The sequence below is a fragment of the Pseudomonas sp. B392_1p genome (assembly GCF_052245235.1).
In the GTDB taxonomy this organism is placed as follows: Bacteria; Pseudomonadota; Gammaproteobacteria; order Pseudomonadales; family Pseudomonadaceae; genus Serpens; species Serpens gallinarum.
The window spans coordinates 300,653-319,856 of the sequence record NZ_JBQPXM010000001.1; the positions used below are offsets into that span (position 1 = coordinate 300,653).

At 61.4% G+C, this 19,204-nt stretch carries 16 protein-coding genes; 12 read left to right on the forward strand and 4 right to left on the reverse strand.

The genetic code is table 11. From position 1 onward, the window contains the following. Window positions 1–74: 74 nt before the first annotated feature. Entirely contained in the window at window positions 75–1,436 is a 1,362-nt protein-coding gene (locus ACTV8E_RS01435) for a CYTH domain-containing protein (protein ID WP_443198233.1), read from the forward strand. Window positions 1,437–1,669: 233 nt separating this feature from the next. Next, window positions 1,670–3,454 carry a GspE/PulE family protein gene (locus ACTV8E_RS01440; RefSeq protein ID WP_443198234.1) on the forward strand — a complete coding sequence of 595 codons (1,785 nt, stop codon included), beginning with the start codon at window positions 1,670–1,672 and terminating at the stop codon, window positions 3,452–3,454. Between the two features lie 27 nt (window positions 3,455–3,481). On the opposite strand, the gene ACTV8E_RS01445 is transcribed toward ACTV8E_RS01440, so the two are convergent. After that, a complete protein-coding gene (locus ACTV8E_RS01445; protein ID WP_443198235.1) occupies window positions 3,482–4,198 on the reverse strand; it encodes a murein L,D-transpeptidase catalytic domain family protein in 717 nt (238 codons plus the stop codon). A 187-nt stretch (window positions 4,199–4,385) separates the two neighbouring features. On the opposite strand from ACTV8E_RS01445, the gene ACTV8E_RS01450 reads away from it, so the two are divergent. Together ACTV8E_RS01450 and ACTV8E_RS01455 are read left to right on the forward strand one after the other, a co-directional pair. Next, complete coding sequence (locus ACTV8E_RS01450; RefSeq protein WP_443198326.1) at window positions 4,386–5,990, forward strand: L,D-transpeptidase family protein; 1,605 nt, start codon at window positions 4,386–4,388, stop codon at window positions 5,988–5,990. Between the two features lie 45 nt (window positions 5,991–6,035). Continuing rightward, window positions 6,036–6,350, forward strand: a complete 315-nt coding sequence (locus tag ACTV8E_RS01455) for a DUF2388 domain-containing protein (RefSeq protein ID WP_443198236.1) — start codon at window positions 6,036–6,038, stop codon at window positions 6,348–6,350. A gap of 58 nt (window positions 6,351–6,408) precedes the next feature. Here ACTV8E_RS01455 and gcvH read toward each other — a convergent pair whose 3' ends face one another. The 3 genes from gcvH to ACTV8E_RS01470 all read right to left on the reverse strand — a co-directional run bounded on the left by gcvH (window position 6,409) and on the right by ACTV8E_RS01470 (window position 9,529). Next, window positions 6,409–6,792, reverse strand: coding sequence for a glycine cleavage system protein GcvH (gene gcvH / locus ACTV8E_RS01460; RefSeq protein WP_443198237.1), 384 nt, complete (start codon window positions 6,790–6,792; stop codon window positions 6,409–6,411). Between the two features lie 35 nt (window positions 6,793–6,827). Beyond that, window positions 6,828–7,910, reverse strand: coding sequence for a glycine cleavage system aminomethyltransferase GcvT (gcvT, locus tag ACTV8E_RS01465; RefSeq protein WP_443198238.1), 1,083 nt, complete (start codon window positions 7,908–7,910; stop codon window positions 6,828–6,830). Window positions 7,911–8,152: 242 nt separating this feature from the next. Beyond that, a complete protein-coding gene (locus ACTV8E_RS01470; protein ID WP_251835661.1) occupies window positions 8,153–9,529 on the reverse strand; it encodes a glutamine synthetase family protein in 1,377 nt (458 codons plus the stop codon). Window positions 9,530–9,806: 277 nt separating this feature from the next. Between ACTV8E_RS01470 and ACTV8E_RS01475 the strand changes: the two genes are divergently transcribed. From ACTV8E_RS01475 to ACTV8E_RS01510, 8 genes are all read left to right on the forward strand, one after another. Beyond that, window positions 9,807–10,559, forward strand: a complete 753-nt coding sequence (locus ACTV8E_RS01475; protein ID WP_443198239.1) for a gamma-glutamyl-gamma-aminobutyrate hydrolase family protein — start codon at window positions 9,807–9,809, stop codon at window positions 10,557–10,559. Between the two features lie 38 nt (window positions 10,560–10,597). Next, window positions 10,598–11,956, forward strand: a complete 1,359-nt coding sequence (locus ACTV8E_RS01480) for a glutamine synthetase family protein (RefSeq protein WP_251835663.1) — start codon at window positions 10,598–10,600, stop codon at window positions 11,954–11,956. A gap of 39 nt (window positions 11,957–11,995) precedes the next feature. After that, window positions 11,996–13,360, forward strand: coding sequence for an aspartate aminotransferase family protein (locus ACTV8E_RS01485; protein ID WP_443198240.1), 1,365 nt, complete (start codon window positions 11,996–11,998; stop codon window positions 13,358–13,360). A gap of 213 nt (window positions 13,361–13,573) precedes the next feature. Next, on the forward strand, window positions 13,574–14,668 hold the full coding sequence (locus ACTV8E_RS01490) for a polyamine ABC transporter substrate-binding protein (protein ID WP_443198241.1): 1,095 nt from the start codon (window positions 13,574–13,576) through the stop codon (window positions 14,666–14,668). A gap of 216 nt (window positions 14,669–14,884) precedes the next feature. Beyond that, window positions 14,885–15,958 (forward strand): polyamine ABC transporter substrate-binding protein, encoded by a 1,074-nt coding sequence (locus ACTV8E_RS01495; protein WP_443198327.1) that lies wholly within the window; start codon window positions 14,885–14,887, stop codon window positions 15,956–15,958. A 222-nt stretch (window positions 15,959–16,180) separates the two neighbouring features. Next, window positions 16,181–17,332 (forward strand): ABC transporter ATP-binding protein, encoded by a 1,152-nt coding sequence (locus ACTV8E_RS01500; RefSeq protein WP_273538268.1) that lies wholly within the window; start codon window positions 16,181–16,183, stop codon window positions 17,330–17,332. A gap of 23 nt (window positions 17,333–17,355) precedes the next feature. Continuing rightward, the gene (locus ACTV8E_RS01505; protein WP_251835825.1) at window positions 17,356–18,237 is read left to right on the forward strand and encodes an ABC transporter permease subunit; all 882 of its coding nucleotides are present in this window, start codon (window positions 17,356–17,358) and stop codon (window positions 18,235–18,237) included. 79 nt (window positions 18,238–18,316) lie between these two features. Next, window positions 18,317–19,183: an ABC transporter permease subunit gene (locus ACTV8E_RS01510; protein ID WP_251835667.1), complete on the forward strand. Its 867-nt coding sequence runs from the start codon at window positions 18,317–18,319 to the stop codon at window positions 19,181–19,183. The last annotated feature ends 21 nt before the right edge of the window (window positions 19,184–19,204 follow it).

The window sequence follows — 19,204 nt, forward strand, 5'->3', positions numbered from 1 at the left end:
AGGCGGTCTCCCTGACTGCAGTACGTTCGCCGTCTGTTCCCGCCCTCTCATCGTGACACCGAGCCCGCCACCGCATGAACAAAGAAACCGAAATCAAGCTGCGCGTCAGCCGCGAAACCCTGACCGCCCTGCGCGAGCACCCGCTGTTGAAGAAGCGCAACAAGAGCGGCTGGCAGCGCGGCGAGCTGTTCAATCAGTATTTCGACACGCCTGCCCGCGACCTGGCCCGCGCCCATGTCGCCCTGCGCCTGCGCCGCGACGGTGAACAACTGATCCAGACGCTGAAGAGCCGCGGTCAGAGCGTCGCAGGGCTTTCCGAGCGCAACGAGTGGGACTGGTACCTCGATACCCCCGCGCTGGACCTGAGCAAGCTGGCGGACGATTGCTGGCCGGCGGCCTTGGCAGACCTGGACAAACAGCAACTCGCGCCGCTCTTCACCACCGATTTTGTCCGTGAAAAAGCTGAAATTGCCTGGGGCCGCGGCAAGGCCAAGGTGGTGATAGAGGCGGCGTTGGACCTGGGTAAGGTGATTGCCGGTGAAGGCGAAGAAGAAATCTGCGAGCTGGAACTGGAACTGCGTCAGGGCGAACCCGCAGCGCTCTTGGAGCTGGCTGCCGAGCTGGCCGCCGATCTGCCGTTGATGCCCTGCGACATCAGCAAGGCCGAGCGCGGTTACCGACTGTTCGATGCCAACAGCTACAGCCTGAGCCTGCCGACGCCGCAGATTGAGGCCCAGCAACCGCTGGACGATGCCTTTTCTGTGTTGGCCTGGTACCTGCTGGGCATCAGTCAGCGCCTGGCGGAGCAGTACCGTTTTAATGGCCACTGGAAGCTGCTCGAGCAGTGGCTTCAACACTTGCTCGACCTGCGCGCATTGCTCGGCAGTCTCGGCCAGGCCGTGCCGCGTGCCAGCAGCCGTGAGCTGCGCGAAGCGCTGGATGCGTTGATCGGTGACTGGCGTCCGCGCCTGAGCGCCGGTCGCGATGACGCCCAGGTGCGTCAGGCGGCGCCAGAGCTATTCGCTGCCGAGCTCGGCGCGATTCGCTGGGGCCGCTTCTCATTGCTGGCCTCGCAGTGGCTGCTGAGCCGCGCCTGGACCACAGCGCGCAACGAGCGCGGTGCTCGCGCCGGCGCCGCACCGATCGAACGCTGGCTCAACCGCCTGTTCAACGAGGAAATTACCGCCCTGCCGCTGGAGCGCTACCAGCGCCAACCGGGTGACCTGGCTGAACAGTTGCCGCGTCTGGAGCGCATGCTCGCCTGGCTGCGCCTGGCCCGTGGTGCGCTGAACATTCCCGAAGCCGACCGCCTGTACGGCGAGCTGCACAAGTTGCATGAGCTGGCAGTCGCCCCGGCCGACGACGCCGTGCTGGCAGCACGCGCCGAGCAGGTGCAAACCGTATGGATGCTCAAGGGCTGGAAAGCCTTGAAGTAACCGCGCGTAAAAATCCTTTCCTTGGCGCGACACGCGCCTCGTGGCAGGGCGTTGAGCGAAGCGATACCCATCACCGACCCCGGATGGGTATCGGGAGTCGAGTATCGCGGACCCGCCCGCTCCTGCATCCGGCTCCGCCGCCCTCTGCCCGGACTGTGCAAAGCCGCAAGGCGTGGCCGAGGACGACTCGTTAAGCTGCGCCGATCCGTTTGCCGCAGTCCGAGGCCTCGTCCATGTCCACTTTCGCTCCTGCCGCCCCCGACCGCTGGCTGGACCTCAACGATGTGTTGCGTGAGCTGGTCGCTCAGGGGCGGGTGTCCCAGGAAAGTGCCGAGCAATGCCTGGCCATCCGCCGCGGCGCCGCCAATCCCCAGCAGCACCCGCTGGAGTTTCTCGCCACTCAGCAGCTGAATGATCTGACTCGGCCAGGTCGCATGCTGGATCTGGAAAGCCTGACCTTGTGGTTGGCCGAGTGGGCCGACCAGTCCTACCTGCGCATTGACCCCTTGAAGATCAATGTCGCCTCGGTCACGCCACTGATGTCCTATGCCTTCGCCCAGCGGCACAAGATTCTCGCCGTGGCGGTGGACAGCGAAACGGTCACCATCGCCAGCGCCCAGCCGTTCGTGCATGCCTGGGAAGCCAACCTGACCCATGTGCTCCAACGGCCGATCCGCCGCGTGGTGGCCAATCCGGCGGATATTCAGCGCTTCACCACCGAGTTTTACCGCTTGGCCCGTTCGGTGAGTGGCGCCACGGCGGTGGATCAGAAATTCAGTGGCCTGGGCAACTTCGAACAGTTGCTCAGTCTCGGCGCTACCGATCAGGAGCCGGACGCCAACGATGCGCACATCGTCAACATCGTCGATTGGCTGTTCCAATACGCCTTCCAGCAGCGCGCCAGCGACATCCATATCGAGCCACGCCGCGAGCAGGGCACGGTGCGCTTTCGCATCGACGGCGTGCTGCACAACGTCTACCAATTGCCGCCGCAGGTGACCATGGCGGTGGTCAGCCGCTTGAAATCGCTGGGGCGGATGAACGTCGCCGAGAAGCGCAAGCCGCAGGATGGCCGGGTGAAGACCAAGACGCCCGAGGGCAACGAGGTGGAGCTGCGGCTTTCAACGCTGCCTACGGCGTTTGGCGAGAAGATGGTGATGCGTATCTTCGACCCGGAAGTGCTGCTCAAGAGTTTCGATCAGCTTGGTTTTGGCGCCGACGACCTGCGTCGTTGGCAGAGCATGACCGGTCAGCCCAACGGCATCATCCTGGTGACCGGGCCGACTGGCTCGGGCAAGACCACTACGCTGTACACCACACTCAAGCAGCTGGCGACGCCGGAAGTGAACGTCTGCACCATCGAGGACCCGATCGAGATGATCGAAGGCGCCTTCAACCAGATGCAGGTGCAGCACAACATCGAACTGGGGTTCGCCAGTGGCGTGCGCGCGCTGATGCGCCAAGACCCGGACATCATCATGATCGGTGAAATCCGCGACCTGGAAACGGCCGAGATGGCCATCCAGGCGGCACTTACCGGCCATCTGGTGCTGTCCACCCTGCATACCAACGACGCCCCCAGCGCTATCACCCGTTTACTGGAACTGGGTGTGCCCCATTACCTGTTGCGCGCCACGCTGCTTGGCGTGATGGCCCAGCGCCTGGTGCGCACCCTGTGCCCCCACTGCAAGGCGCCGGTGGAGTTGAACGCCGAGGATTGGCAGACCCTGACCAAACCGTGGAACGCCCCGCTGCCCACGGGTGCGCATCGTGCGGTGGGTTGCCTGGAATGCCGCGACACCGGCTATCGCGGGCGCGCCGGTGTCTACGAAATCATGCTGCTGGATGATCACCTCAAGCCGCTGATCGGTGCCGATACCGACCTGATCGCCCTACGCCGGGCCGCCTTCAAGGACGGGATGCGCAGCTTACGGTTGTCCGGCGCGCAGAAAATTGCCGCCGGACTGACCACTGTGGAGGAAGTGTTGCGCGTCACCCCGCAGAGCGAGCAACGGTAGCGCTGACGCAACTGTGGCTTGCGCGGATCAGCCTTTGCGCGGACCGGCGGCAATGATGCTCGCCACCCGCTGCGGTTCGCAGTTCAGGTAGGCCGAGGATTGCAGCCACTCCTGGTCGGGGTACCAGGAAAACATGAATTGCCCACCCTTGAGGCTATCCACCACCATGCGCGCCACTTCCGGGCGTACCGCCGGACAACCCCAGCTGCGGCCGATGCGCCCCTGCTTGGCGATCCAGCTTGGGTCTACATAATCGGCGGGGTGAATGACGATGGCCCGTTCACGGGCGCGGTCATTGATGCCGGGCTCCATGCCGTCCATGCGCAGTGAGTAGCCGTGCTTGCCCCGATAGCTCTCGGCTGTACGGAACAGACCCAGGCTCGATTGATGACTGTTGACCTGGTTGGAGAAGCGCGTGGCGTGGTTTTGTCCGGACTTCTGGCCATGGGCCACGTACTCCTTGAGCAACACTGTTTTCTTGTCCAAGTCGAAAATCCACAGCCGCCGCTGACTGGACGGCAGTGAGAAATCGATCACCGCCAGCCGCCCGGCAGGCGTGGCGCCGTGATTGACCGCGCATTGCATGGCCGCCACGGCATGGGTGAGCACCTGACGGTCGAGCTTGGGCGCGACCCTGGCCAGGCTGTCCACCAGGGGTTGATACGTCGGTTGAGCCGCCAGAAGTGGCGTGGCGCACAGGGACAATCCCGCAGCGCAAAGCAGGCGTCGAATAACGCGAATCATGGGCAAAGGCCTCGTTGGTCAGTCTCCTGACGTCCTGTCTTGTATCGCTGGCTACCTGCCTATACTCCTTGAGGACTCTTGTTGTTCACGGGTCCGCCCTTTTGAGGGTGCGACCGTCTGACTGTCCAAGTGAGTGCGGAGCGATGTCTTGGATAAAAAACGATCGGCAGTTTATCTGAGTGTCTGGTTGTTGACGGTTCCGCTCGTCGCAACGGCTAAAACGGACGCCCCCATCGCCACCACTCCACTCCAGCAAATCCTGGGGCGGTTTCCGGGCAGCTGCCAAACGACCCCGCCGGGGCTTGATGAACAGGCCCGCCAGCGCTTGCAAGCTTTCTACTTGCCGTTCGCCTTCACTCCGCTGTGGAGCGACCCGCGCAGCTTGAACAACTTGGTGGAAGAGCTGGAGAAACTGGCCGATGATGGCCTGGACGCGGCCTTCTACCAGCCGGCGACGCTGCGGCGAATGAGCCAGAATGGCGGCGCCGATCCACGCTGGCTCGCCTGTCTCGACATTCTAGCCAGTCATGCCTATCTGCAGGCTTTGCAGCATCTCGTCCATGGGCGGCTACCACAGGCGCAACTGGAGCCTATGTGGCGTGCGCAGCACACGGATGAAGCCCTGACCGTGCAGACGCTGGCGTTGCTGGGCGTCGACGATGTGCAGAGTGCGTTCGAGCAGGCCCGTCCCGCGCTCGATCAGTACCAGGCGTTGCGCGCTGCCTATGTGCGCATGCGTGACAGCCCGCTGCCGCCCTGGACGCCAGTGCCGCCCGGCCCCCTGCTGCGACCAGGCATGCAGGACAGTCGAGTGCCCGCCTTGCGTAGCAGCTTGATTCAGGCGGGTTATCTGACATCCTCGGTGCTCGAACTGGAAAAAGGCGGCGAAGGGCTGCGCTATCAATACGCGCTGGTGGACGCGGTAGAGGACTTTCAGCGCCAACATGCGCTCAAGGTGGATGGCATCGTCGGCCCGGGTACGCTGGACGCGCTCAATATCAGCCCCGCGTCGCGGCTCGATCAATTGCGCGTCAATCTCGAACGCTGGCGCTGGTACGCCCGCGACATGGAGAGCCAGCTGCTGCTGGTGGATATCGCCGGAGGGCAGTTGAGCTACTACCGCAACCGGATGCCTGTCTGGCAGACGCGCGTACAGGTCGGTCGTGCTGAGCGGGCCACGCCGCAGCTCAAGTCGATGATCGAACGGCTGACCCTGAACCCGACCTGGACGGTACCGCCGACTATTTTGCGCGAAGACAAACTGCCGGAAATCCGCCGTGACATCGGATTTTTGGCCCGTCACCAGATGCGTGTCTTCGACCAGTATGGCAACCGACTGAACCCTTATCACGTGGATTGGAACAATGTGCGGGGTCTGCGCCTGCGCCAGGATGCCGGGCCGAGCAATCCGCTGGGCAAGGTGGCGGTGCGCTTTGCCAATCCCTTTGCGGTCTACCTGCATGACACGCCCAGCCAGCAGCTGTTCTCGGAAGCGCAGCGTACGTTCAGCTCCGGTTGTGTACGAGTCGAAGGTGCCCTGACGCTGGTGGATCTGTTGCTCAGCGAGGGCGAGCACGAACGGGTGACGGCACTGTTGGAAACGGGCAGGACCCATGAGTACCGACTGAACCGACCGCTGCCCATCCTCATGGCGTACTGGACTGCAGAAGTCGATGCCAGTGGTCGGGTGCAGTATCGCCCCGATATCTACGGACGTGATCCTGCCTTGCGTGCGGCCTTGAATGCGGCTTCACCTCGAGAACAGGCGGGAACTCACCTGCCGCAGCGGTAATCTGAACAAAGGTAAGTATTCTTCAGTTTTGCAGGAGCTGCTGCCATGCGCCGCACGCTATTGATGTTCAGCGCTATCGCGCTGGGTGTGTCCGCCACTTCGCTAAGTGCGAGGGATTGGAGTGATTACGCTACGTCGGCCGGTATTTCGGCCTCGCTGTATTCCACGCTTAAGGATGATAAGGTCGTTTCCGCTGCCCAGGACGATGCCAGCGCCTTCGTCGCCAGCGGCGGCACCCTGCGTGGCGCCTACCTCGACGCCGCGCTGCAGCAGGTGCGTGAACAGTATCCCGACCTACAGGTCAATGACCTGGAACTGGCCACTGCGATCCTCGCGTATCCCCAACACTTTGCAGAATAAGCGTCCAGAAACGCCAGAGGCCGCACTAAGGCGGCCTCTGGACGTGATGCACGGTGGGTCAGGCGTCAACTGAGGCCTGGTAGCCAGCGGCATCCAACAGGTTATCCATTTCGGCAGTGTTCTGCGGCTTGAGCTTGTAGAACCAGCTCTCATAAGGATGGCTGTTGATCTGTTCGGGGCCGTCGACCAGCATCGAGTTCACCTCGATCACCTCGCCGCTAATCGGTGCGTAGATGTCCGATGCGGCTTTTACCGACTCGACTACCCCCGCTTGCTGTCCGGCAGCCAATTGCTGGCCCACTTCGGGCAGTTCGATGAACACCACATCGCCGAGGGCGTCCTGGGCATGGTCGGTGATGCCGATGGTCACGGTGCCATCGGTTTCCAGGCGCGCCCACTCATGGCTGGTGGCATAACGCAGATCAGCGGGGATAGTGCTCATGTCATGTCCTCTCTGGTTGGCGATATCGCCGATGATCAAATCAATATTTTACCGTGTCGTACAAATTGCGCTCGTACAACCCGTACGGGAAACCATTTGCCACGAATTTCCACTTCCGCCCGCTCGCCGGTGGTCATCGGCACCCGCGCCAGGGCAATGGATTTACCCAGGGTTGGTGCAAAGCTGCCGCTGGTGATCTCGCCATCGCCCAAGCCTTCGACCCGCACCACTTGATGGGCGCGCAACACGCCGCGCTCCTCCAATACCAAGCCGACCAGCTTGCTCGGCACGCCGCTGGCAAGTTGAGCTTCCAGCGCGGCGCGGCCGATGAAGGCTCGCGAGGCCGGCTCCCAGGCGACGGTCCAGGCCAGATTGGAGACTAGCGGTGAAACCGTTTCATCCATATCCTGGCCGTAAAGATTGAGCCCCGCTTCCAGACGCAGCGTGTCACGCGCACCCAGGCCGATTGGCGCTATGCCGGCACCGACCAATTCGTTGAAGAAATCCGCCGCATCGTCGGCCGGCATCATCACTTCCAGGCCATCCTCGCCGGTGTAGCCGGTGCGGGCAATGAACCAGCCGCCTTCTTCCAGGCCTTGGAATGGCTTGAGTTCTTTTATCAGTGCCGCGCGCGCGATGGTCACCAGCAGGCTGAGCTTGGCGCGTGCCTGCGGCCCTTGAATCGCCAGTATGGCCAGATCGCGGCGTTCATGCAGCGTTACATCGAAAGATGGACTGTGCAGATGAAGCCAGCCGAGAATTTTCTCCCGGGTGCTGGCGTTGCTGACCAGCCGGTAGCCGGACGCCGTGAGGTATACCAGCAAGTCGTCGAGTACGCCGCCCTGCTCGTTGAGCACCACGCTGTACAGGGCCTTGCCGGGCAGGTCGAGCCGGGCGACATCGTTGGCCAGCAGGTGTTTCAGAAAGGCTTCGGCGTTAGCGCCGCCGACATCCACCACGCACATGTGCGAGACATCGAAGACGCCGCATTCCTGTCTGACCTGGTGATGTTCTTCGACTTGGGAACCGTAATGCAGCGGCATCTCCCAACCGCCGAAATCGGTCATCTTGGCTCCCATTGCCAGATGCAGAGCGTACAGGGGCGTGCGTTGACCCATGGAAACCTCCTTGCCGGACGTGGCGCCAAAACAGGCGCAGGCTGCGTCGAATGGCGCGCATTGTAGCTGCACGTACAAAGCAGGTCACGGCAACTCATCCGTAAGCGGAAGAGGCGCACTGGGATACGGGCGTTTTTTGCTGCTCGTGTAGGAGCGGTTTGTCCGCGATAGGGCTGCGGAAGCACCAAGCTGTCGATAATCGCGGCCGAGACCGCTCTTGCACGGGCGTATCTGCGGGGGGGTTACACGGTGTGCAGGTACCAGTTGTACTCCAGGTCGGAAATCGAATGCTCGAATTCGGCCAGTTCGCTTTCCTTGCAAGCCACGAAGATATCGATGTAATCCGGGCTGATGTATTGGGCCATGACCTCACTGTCGTCCAGCTCGCGCAGGGCATCGCGCAGGTTGTTGGGCAGGCTCTGCTCATTCTGCTCGTAGGAGTTTCCTTCCACGGGCGGGCCCGGCTCGATCCGGTTGGTCAGGCCGTGGTGCACGCCAGCCAGGACCGACGCGAGCAGCAGATAGGGGTTGGCATCGGCGCCGGCGACGCGGTGTTCGATGCGTACGTTGTCCGCGCTGTCGGTGGGCACGCGCAGGGCGACGGTGCGGTTGTCCAGGCCCCAGCACGGCGAATTCGGCACGTAGAACTGTGGGCCGAAGCGGCGGTAAGAGTTGACGTTCGGGCACAGGAAGGCCATCGAGGCCGGCATGGTCTCCAGCACACCGCCGATCGCGTGACGCAAAGCGGCGTTCTGCTGGGGATCATCACTGCTGAAGATATTGTTGCCCTGCTTGTCGAGCAGCGAGATGTGCACATGCAGCCCATTGCCGGCCTGGCCGGGGTAGGGCTTGGCCATGAAGGTGGTGTCCATCTCGTGGTCGTAAGCGATGTTCTTGACCAGGCGCTTGAGAAGTACCGCGTAGTCGCAGGCCTTGATCGGGTCGGCCACGTGGTGCAGGTTGACTTCGAACTGCGCGGGCGCGCTTTCCTTGACGATGGCGTCAGCGGGGATGCCCTGCTCCTTGGCGCCCTCGAGGATGTCCTGTAGGCAATCGACGTACTCGTCGAGGTCATCGATCAGGTACACCTGGGTCGAATGCGGGCGCTTGCCGGATATCGGCGAACGCGGCGGTTGCGGCCGGCCGTTCACATTTTCCTGGTCGATCAGGTAGAACTCCAACTCGAAGGCGGCGCAAACGGTCAGCCCCAAATCGTCGAACTTGCTCACCACCTGGCGCAACACCTCGCGTGGGTCGGCGAAGAACGGTGTGCCATCCAGCTCGTGCATGGTCATCAACAGCTGAGCGGTGGGGCGTTTTTGCCAGGGCTCGTTGCTCAGTGTATTGGGGATCGGGAAGCAAATGCGGTCGGCATCGCCGATATCCAGGCCCAGGCCGGTGCTTTCCACGGTCGAGCCATTGATGTCCAGGGCGAACAGCGATGCAGGCAGGTTGATGCCCTTTTCATACACCTTGTGCAGGCTGGTGCGTTCAATCCGTTTGCCACGCACGACACCATTCATGTCGGCAATGAGCAGGTCGACGAACAAGACTTCAGGGTGTTTCTTGAGGAACGCGTTCGCTTCGTTGAGCTGAACGGCACGTGGGGGAGGAGACATGATGCAACACCTTTCTTGTTAAAAATATCAATCAGTGAAGTCATTTGAAGGTGAGTCAATCTTAATCCTCAGGGGCTGTCAATAGCTCCGGATTACGCCCTCTAACAGGGCATCAAGGCCTATTTTAGGGCGTGTCAGAACGGTGGGACGGGTGCGTTGCGAGCGCTTGATCGGGGCGCTGCAGAGCGGTGTTCGGTTTTTTGCCAAGCTGTTGTGTAAAAAAATGAACAAGACTAAGCTCGAAACGAAACAGCAATAGATTGGATACGGGTGCCCCATGTCCCGCCAGCCGTTGATTGGAATCACTGCCTGCAACAAGCAGATCGGCCTGCATCCCTACCACATTGCCGGCGATAAATATGTCCGTGCGGTGGCCCTTGCTGCCGGGGGCATGCCGCTGATCATTCCCGCCCTGGTCGAAGCGTTCGACCTGCCGCGGCTGCTCGAGCACCTGGATGGGCTGCTACTCACCGGCTCGCCGTCCAATGTCGACCCGCACTTTTATCAAGGGGCGACCAGTACGCCGGGCACTGCTCATGATCCGGCCCGCGATGCCATTACCCTGCCGCTGATCCTTGCGGCATTGGAGGCTGGCGTGCCGCTGCTGGGCATCTGTCGCGGCTTCCAGGAAATCAACGTGGCGCTGGGCGGCAGCCTGCACCAGAGCGTGCACAGCGTGGCGCCCTATCAAGACCATCGCGAACCCAAGGACCAGCCGCTGGAGGTGCAGTACGCGCCGCGGCATGTCGTGCGCCTCGAGCCCGGCGGCGTTCTGAGCGGGCTCGGCCTGGCGAGCGAAATCCACGTCAATTCCATTCACGCACAGGGCGTCGACCGTCTGGCGCCGGGTTTGCGTATCGAGGCGCGCGCACCCGACGGGCTGATCGAAGCCTTTTCGGTGGAGGCTGCACGCAGCTTCGCTGTCGGCGTACAGTGGCATCCTGAATGGCAGGTACAGGCCAATCCCGATTCCCTCGCGCTGTTCCAGGCCTTTGGCCGGGCGTGTCGGGCGCGAGCGCAAAACCGCTGAGCCGGCAGGGGCCGGTTTGGTTCAACCTTGAGGTCTTTATGAGCAGCCACCTCGACCAGCTCACCAGCTGGCTGAAAGAACACAAGATCACCGAAGTCGAATGCCTGATCAGCGACCTGACGGGCATCGCCCGCGGCAAGATAGCCCCAACCAACAAGTTTCTCGCCGAGAAGGGCATGCGCCTGCCGGAGAGCGTGCTGTTGCAGACGGTGACCGGCGATTACGTCGAAGACGACATTTATTACGAATTGCTCGACCCGGCGGACATCGACATGTTCTGCCGTCCGGATGCCAGCGCCATGTTCCTGGTGCCCTGGGCGCTGGAGCCCACCGCCATGGTGATCCACGACACCTTCGACAAGGTCGGCAACCCCATCGAGCTGTCGCCGCGCAACCTGCTCAAGCGCGTGCTGAAGATGTATGCCGACCACGGCTGGCAACCGATTGTCGCGCCGGAAATGGAGTTCTACCTGACCAAGCGCAGCGATGACCCGGACTACCCGCTGCAGGCGCCAATCGGTCGCTCGGGGCGAGCGGAGACCGGTCGGCAGTCGTTTTCCATCGACGCGGCCAACGAATTCGACCCGCTGTTCGAGGACATGTACGACTGGTGCGAGGCGCAGAACCTGGATCTGGACACGCTGATCCATGAGGAAGGCCCGGCGCAGATGGAGATCAACTTCCGCCATGGCGAGGCCTTGCACCTGGCCGACCAGATCACCGTGTTCAAGCGCACCATGCGTGAGGCGGCGCTCAAACACAACGTGGCGGCGACCTTCATGGCCAAGCCGATCACCGATCAGCCGGGCAGCGCTATGCACCTGCACCAGAGCGTGATCGACATAAAGAGTGGGCGCAATATTTTCTCCAATGATGACGGCTCCATGAGCGAGCTGTTTCTGCATTACATCGGTGGCATGCAGCGGATCATCCCTGAAGTGCTGCCGCTGTTCGCGCCCAACGTCAACTCGTTCCGCCGTTTCCTGCCCGACACCTCGGCGCCGGTGAACGTCGAATGGGGCGAAGAAAACCGCACGGTGGGCTTGCGCGTGCCGGAATCCACGCCGCAGAACCGGCGCATCGAGAACCGTCTGCCCGGGGCCGACGCCAACCCGTACCTGGCCATCGCCGCCAGCCTGCTGTGTGGCTATATCGGCATGATCGAGGGCATCAGCCCAAGTCCCCAGGTCAAGGGCCGTGGTTATGAGCGGCGTAACCTGCGCCTGCCGCTGACCATCGAGGATGCCCTGGAGCGCATGGAAACCAGCAAGACGCTGGATAAATACCTGGGCCACAAATTCATTACCGGCTATGTGGCGGTCAAGCGAGCCGAAAACGAAAACTACAAGCGGGTGATCAGCTCCTGGGAACGGGAGTTTCTGTTGTTTTCGGTGTGATCACCGCGTGTCCACACAGTGCGTTCAAAGGGGGAATCGATGAGCAATCCGCAAACCGAGCAATGGCAGACTCTGAGCCGCCAGCACCACCTGGCCCCCTTCACGGATTACCAGGCGCTGAACCGCAAGGGTGCGCGGATCATCACCAAGGCGTCGGGCGTGTACCTGTGGGACAGCGAGGGGCACAAGATCCTCGATGGCATGGCCGGTCTGTGGTGCGTGAATGTCGGTTATGGGCGCGAAGAGCTGGTCGAGGCCGCAGCCGCGCAAATGCGCGAGCTGCCCTACTACAACCTGTTCTTCCAGACTGCCCACCCGCCGGCGTTGGAGCTGGCGCAGGAAATCGCACAATTGGCACCGGAAGGGCTGGACCATGTGTTCTTCACCGGCTCGGGTTCCGAGGCCAACGACACGGTGTTGCGCATGGTGCGCCATTATTGGGCAACCTTGGGCCAGCCTGATAAACAAGTGGTCATTGGGCGCTGGAATGGTTATCACGGTTCCACCATCGCCGGTGCCAGCCTGGGCGGCATGAAAGGGATGCATGCCCAGGGTGGCTTGCCGATTCCCGGTATCGAGCACATCGATCAGCCCTACTGGTACGGCGAAGGCGGCGACATGACTCCCGAGGACTTCGGTGTGTGGGCCGCCGAGCAACTGGAGAAGAAGATTCTCGACGTCGGCGAGGGCCGGGTGGCGGCCTTTATCGCCGAGCCGATCCAGGGCGCCGGTGGGGTGATAGTGCCGCCGGACAGCTACTGGCCGAAGGTGCGCGAGATCCTTGCCAAGTACGACATCCTCTTCGTGGCCGATGAGGTGATTTGCGGCTTCGGGCGTACCGGCGAATGGTTCGGCAGCCAGTACTATGATCTCAAGCCCGATCTGATGCCGATCGCCAAGGGGCTCACCTCCGGCTACATCCCCATGGGCGGCGTGGTGGTGCATGAGCGCGTGGTGAAGGTGCTAGACCGCGGCGGCGAGTTCGCCCACGGCTTCACCTATTCCGGGCATCCAGTGGCGGCGGCGGTGGCGCTGGCCAACATTCGCCTGCTCAAGCGCGAAGGCATCGTTAACCAGGTCAAGACGCAAACGGCACCGTACTTGCAGCAGCGTTGGCGTGAGCTGGCCGAGCATCCGCTGGTGGGCGAGGCCCGCGGCGTTGGACTGGTGGCCGCCATCGAGCTGGTGAAGAACAAGGAGACCCACGAGCGTTACAGTGGCTTGGAAGTCGGCATGCGTTGCCGTGAACACTGTTTTGCCAACGGCCTGGTGATGCGCGCGGTGGGTGACACCATGATCATTGCCCCGCCTCTGGTAATCAACAAGGAGGAGATTGATGAGCTGATCGACAAGGCGCGCACCTGTCTGGATCTAACGGTACGTGAAGTGTCGGGCAAGGGCTGAAGGCCTATTGCCGTCACGCCGATTGCGAAACGGCAGAATCCTTAAAGTCCGCTCACAATTTCGCCGCCGCACCTGTTGTCACGGGCCCTGGTCCTTGCCAGACTTCGCCGGTGCGTTGGCCAGGCTCACCGGGGGTGCGCCGTAGTGAGCCGCAAGATCGGGTTCGTCAGCAACGTCACTCCAGATACCTATAAACAATCGGAGCTGTAACGCATGAATATGTTCGGCAAGACCCTTCTCGCGTTGTCCCTGACTGCCGTGGCCGGCTTGGCCCAGGCGCAGGAAAAAGTGTTGCACGTCTACAACTGGTCGGACTACATCGCTCCGGACACCTTGGAGAGTTTCCAGAAGGAAACCGGCATCAAGGTCGTTTATGACGTCTTCGACAGCAACGAAGTACTCGAAGCCAAACTGCTCTCCGGTGGTTCGGGTTATGACGTCGTCGTGCCGTCCAACCCGTTCCTGGCCAAGCAGATCAAGGCCGGCGTGTTCCAGAAACTGGACAAGAGCAAGCTTTCCAACTGGGACAACCTGGACAAGAACCTGCTCAAGTCCCTGGACTCCAGCGACCCGGGCAACCAGTACGCCGTCCCCTATATGTGGGGCACCATCGGCATTGGCTATAACCCGGAGAAGGTCAAAGCTGTGCTGGGCGATAACGCGCCCGTGGACTCGTGGGAACTGGTCTTCAAGCCCGAGAACATCGAGAAGCTGAAGGCCTGTGGTGTGTCCTTCCTGGACTCGCCCACCGAGATTCTGCCCGCCGCGCTGCATTACCTAGGCTACCCCGCGCTCAGTGAAAAGCCCGATGAGCTGAAGAAAGCCGAAGAGCTGTTCCTCAAGATCCGTCCGAACGTGGCCTATTTCCACTCGTCCAAGTACATCTCCGACCTGGCCAACGGCAATATTTGCGTGGCGATCGGCTACTCCGGTGATGTTTACCAAGCCAAGGCGCGCGCCGAGGAAGCCGGTGGCGCCATCAAGGTCAGCTACAACATTCCCAAAGAAGGCGCGGGTGCGTTCTTCGACATGTTGGCCATTCCCGCCGATGCGAAGAATGTCGATAACGCCCATGCCTTCCTCAATTACCTGTTGAAGCCTGAGGTAATGGCGGCGATCGTCGACTATGTGCAGTTCCCCAGTGCCAACGCCGCTTCCACCCCGCTGGTGGACGAGGCGATTCGCACCGACCCGGGTATCTACCCGTCTGAAGAGGTGATGGCCAAGCTCTACACTTTCCCGGACCTGGACCAGAAAGTGCAACGCGCCATGACCCGCAGCTGGACCAAGATCAAGTCCGGTCGTTAAGTGCGGGCCCGGCCGGTTGCTCGTGCAGCCGGCCATTCACACCGTAATAAACCGTAGTCAGGCCGCAAGGCCGGGAGCGTAACCCCAATGCCCGGGGCGAATTTCGTCAGGGCACCATGAGTGCGACCTTCAGGTCGCCACTAAACGACGCAAGACCGTGGCTTTAACCGCGGCTGGCAAGAGGATCCTCCATTGAATACGTCCTATCGCAACGCCATGCTCGCCGCGAGCGCAGCCCTGATCCTGACCGGCACGGCCCAGGCCGAAACCACGGTGCATATATACAACTGGTCGGACTACATCGGCGAAGACACGCTGGCCGAGTTCCGCAAGGCGACCGGCATCAAGCCGGTCTATGACGTGTTCGATTCCAATGAAACCCTAGAAGGTAAGCTGCTCGCTGGCCGTTCCGGTTATGACGTGGTCGTGCCGTCCAATCACTTCCTTGGCAAGCAGATCAAGGCGGGTGCTTTCCAGAAACTGGACAAGAGCAAGCTGCCCAACTGGAGCAATCTGGACCCGGCCCTGCTCAAGCAGCTGGAGGTCAACGATCCGGGTAACCAGTACGCGGTCCCTTATCTGTGGGGTACCAATGGCCTGGGTTACAACGTCGAGAAGGTCAAGGCGGCCTTGGGCGATGACGTGGAAATTGACTCCTGGGCCATGGTGTTCGAGCCCGAGAACATGAAGAAGCTGTCCAGCTGCGGCGTCGCGTTCCTCGATTCGGGTGATGAGATGCTTCCGGCCATGCTCAATTACCTGGGTCTGGACCCCAACACCCAGAACCCCGAGGACTATGCCAAGGCCGAGGCCAAGCTGGCGGCGGTGCGCCCCTACGTTACCTATTTCCACTCCTCCAAATATGTGTCTGATCTCGCCAACGGCAACATCTGCATGGCGGTGGGCTATTCCGGCGATGTGTTCCAGGCGGCTGACCGCGCGGAAGAAGCCGGCAAGGGCGTGGAAATCGCCTACGTGATTCCCGAAGAGGGCGCCAACCTGTGGTTCGACATGCTGGCCATTCCCGCCGACAGCGGTAATGTGGAAGCGGCGCACCGCTTCATCAATTATCTGCTCGAGCCTGAGGTGATTGCCCAGGTCAGCGATTATGTCGGTTACGCCAATCCGAACCTCAAGGCGCGCGAGTTCATGGACCCGGACGTGCTGGCGGACGAGGCTGTTTACCCTCCGCAAGATGTGTTGGACAAGTTGTATATTTCTGCCGAATTGCCGACAAAGGTGCAGCGATTGATGACCCGTAGCTGGACCAAGGTTAAATCCGGCCAATAAGTGGCGAGAAAGCCGCGCCCGGGCTGGCCCCACGCTCGTCTGAATGTTTCAATTGCGCCCCCGCGCCGGAGGGTCCGGACGGGGGCTGGCGAGTGCGCCGGCACGACTGATTTGACTTGCTGCAAGGGCGCGGAATGGTTGACTGCTTCCGTCGTTCTGCATCGCTATTGAAATATCCGGCCTGGCGGCGCCAGGGTTGAAGTTTCGGGGAGAATGATAGTTATGGCGGTGGCCTCTAGCGCCTACAAGAAAGCCCTCAGTGGCGATCAGCAAGCCAAGGAAGTCCTGGTCAAGATTGACCGGGTGACCAAGCAATTCGACGATACCGTGGCGGTTGACGACGTGTCGCTGACCATCCGCAAGGGCGAAATTTTCGCCCTGCTGGGTGGGTCTGGCTCGGGCAAGTCGACTCTGTTGCGCATGCTGGCCGGTTTTGAGCGGCCCACCGAAGGGCGCATCTACCTGGACGGCCAGGACATCACCGATCTGCCGCCCTATGAGCGGCCGATCAACATGATGTTCCAGTCCTATGCGTTGTTTCCGCACATGACGGTTGAGCAGAACATCGCGTTCGGCCTCAAGCAGGACAGCCTGCCCAAGGCGGAGGTCGAAGCGCGCGTGGCGGAAATGCTCAAGCTGGTACAAATGAGCCAGTACGCCAAGCGCAAGCCGCACCAGTTGTCCGGCGGCCAGCGCCAGCGCGTGGCGCTGGCCCGCTCGCTGGCCAAGCGTCCCAAGCTGCTGCTGCTCGACGAACCTATGGGTGCGCTGGACAAGAAGCTGCGCTCGCAGATGCAATTGGAACTGGTGGCGATCATCGAGCGCGTCGGCGTGACCTGCCTGATTGTCACCCACGACCAGGAAGAGGCCATGACCATGGCCGAGCGCATTGCGATCATGCACCAGGGCTGGATCGCCCAGGTCGGCAGCCCCATGGACATCTACGAAACGCCGGCCAGCCGCCTGGTGTGTGAGTTCATCGGCAACGTCAACCTGTTCGATGGCGAGCTGATCGAAGACGTCGGCGACCACGCGGTGATTGCCTGCCCGGCGCTGGAACGCCCGATCTATGTCGGTCACGGCATCAGCACGCGCGCTGAAGACAAACGCGTTACCTATGCTCTGCGCCCGGAAAAACTGCTGATCAGCAGCGAAATGCCGGAAATCGAGCACGAAGGCTACAACTGGGTGCAAGGCACCGTGCATGACATCGCCTATCTGGGTGGTCATTCCCTGTATTACATCAAGCTGGCGTCAGGCGTGCTGGTCCAGTCGTTCCTGGCCAACTCCGAGCGCAACGTCAAGCGCCCGACGTGGGATGATCAGGTGTATCTGTACTGGATCGACGACAGCGGCGTGGTGCTGCAGTCATGAGAGCGTCCGGCCTGAAAAGACTGCTGCCCAGCGGGCGGCAACTGGTCGTCGGCGTGCCGTTCTTTTGGCTGCTGCTGTTCTTCCTGCTGCCGTTCGTGATTGTTCTGAAAATCAGCTTCGCCGAAGCCGATGTGGCCATCCCGCCGTATACCGAAGTGTTTGCCTGGGCCGAGAATCAGCTGCAGGTATTGCTCAACTTCGGCAATTACGTGTTCCTCAGCGAGGACGAGCTGTACCTGCTCGCTTACCTGGGATCGTTGAAAATCGCCCTGTTCAGCACGCTGTTGTGTTTGCTGATCGGTTACCCGATGGCCTATGCCATCGCCCGGGCCGACCCGCAAAAACAGGTGGTGCTGCTGTTGCTGATCATGATGCCGACCTGGACCGCGATCCTCATCCGCGTGTACGCCTGGATGGGTATCCTCAGTAACAACGGTCTGCTCAACGGTGTGCTGATGGGCGTGGGTTTGATCGATACGCCGCTGCAAATCCTCAATACGACCCTGGCGGTGTATATCGGCATTGTCTATTCGTATCTGCCATTCATGATCCTGCCGCTTTACGCCAATTTGGTGAAGCATGATCCAAGCCTGCTGGAAGCTGCCTCCGACCTGGGTGCGCGGCATTTCACCAGTTTCTGGAAGATCACCGTGCCACTGTCCAAGAACGGCATTATCGCCGGCTGCATGCTGGTGTTCATCCCGGTAGTTGGCGAGTTCGTGATTCCCGAGCTGCTTGGCGGTCCGGAGACGCTGATGATTGGCAAGGTGCTCTGGCAGGAGTTCTTCAACAACCGCGACTGGCCGGTGGCTTCGGCGCTGGCGGTTGTGATGCTGGCGATCCTGTTGGTGCCGATTATTCTGTTCAACCGTAACCAAGCCAAGGAACTGGAGGGCAAGCCATGACGCTCTCACGCTCAGGATCGATGATTCTGTTCAAACGGCTCTCCATTCCGAAGCAAGCCAAGGTCATGGAGGGCAAGCCATGAGGCGCTGGAGTTTCTCGAACATCGTCCTCTGGGTTGGGCTGCTGTTCATCTACCTGCCGATGATCATTCTGGTGATCTACTCCTTCAACGGCTCGCGACTGGTTACCGTCTGGGGCGGCTGGTCGGTGAAGTGGTACGTCGGCTTGCTCGATAACCGCCAGTTGATGAGTGCGGTCATGCGCTCGCTGGAAATCGCCTGCTACACCGCCATCGCCGCGGTGGCCATCGGAACCCTGGCGGCATTCGTGCTCACCCGCGTTCCGCGGTTTCGGGGACGCACGCTGTTTGGTGGCCTCGTCACCGCACCGCTGGTGATGCCCGAGGTGATCACTGGCCTGTCGCTGCTGTTGCTGTTTGTGGCCATGGCCCAGCTGATCGGCTGGCCGGCGGAGCGTGGCATCGTGACCATCTGGATCGCCCATACCACGTTCTGCGCGTCCTATGTGGCAATCGTGGTGATGGCGCGGCTGCGCGAACTGGACCTGTCCATCGAGGAGGCGGCCATGGACCTGGGCGCCAGGCCGTGGAAGGTGTTCTTCCTGATCACCGTGCCCATGATTGCGCCTTCGCTGGCTGCTGGGGCCATGCTGTCCTTTGCGCTATCGCTGGATGACCTGGTACTGGCCAGCTTCGTTTCCGGTCCGGGGTCGACCACCCTGCCGATGGAGATCTTTTCCGCCGTGCGCCTGGGTGTGAAGCCGGAGATCAACGCGGTGGCCAGCCTGATCCTGCTGGTGGTGTCGATGTTCACCTTCGCGGCGTGGTACTTCACCCGTCGCGCGGAGGAGCGTCGCAAGCATTCCATCGAGCAGATGAAAGAAGAAAACCTCAGCAACAAGCCTGTGCGACCTGTACAGGTCTGAATGCAAACGCCCCGGCCAGAA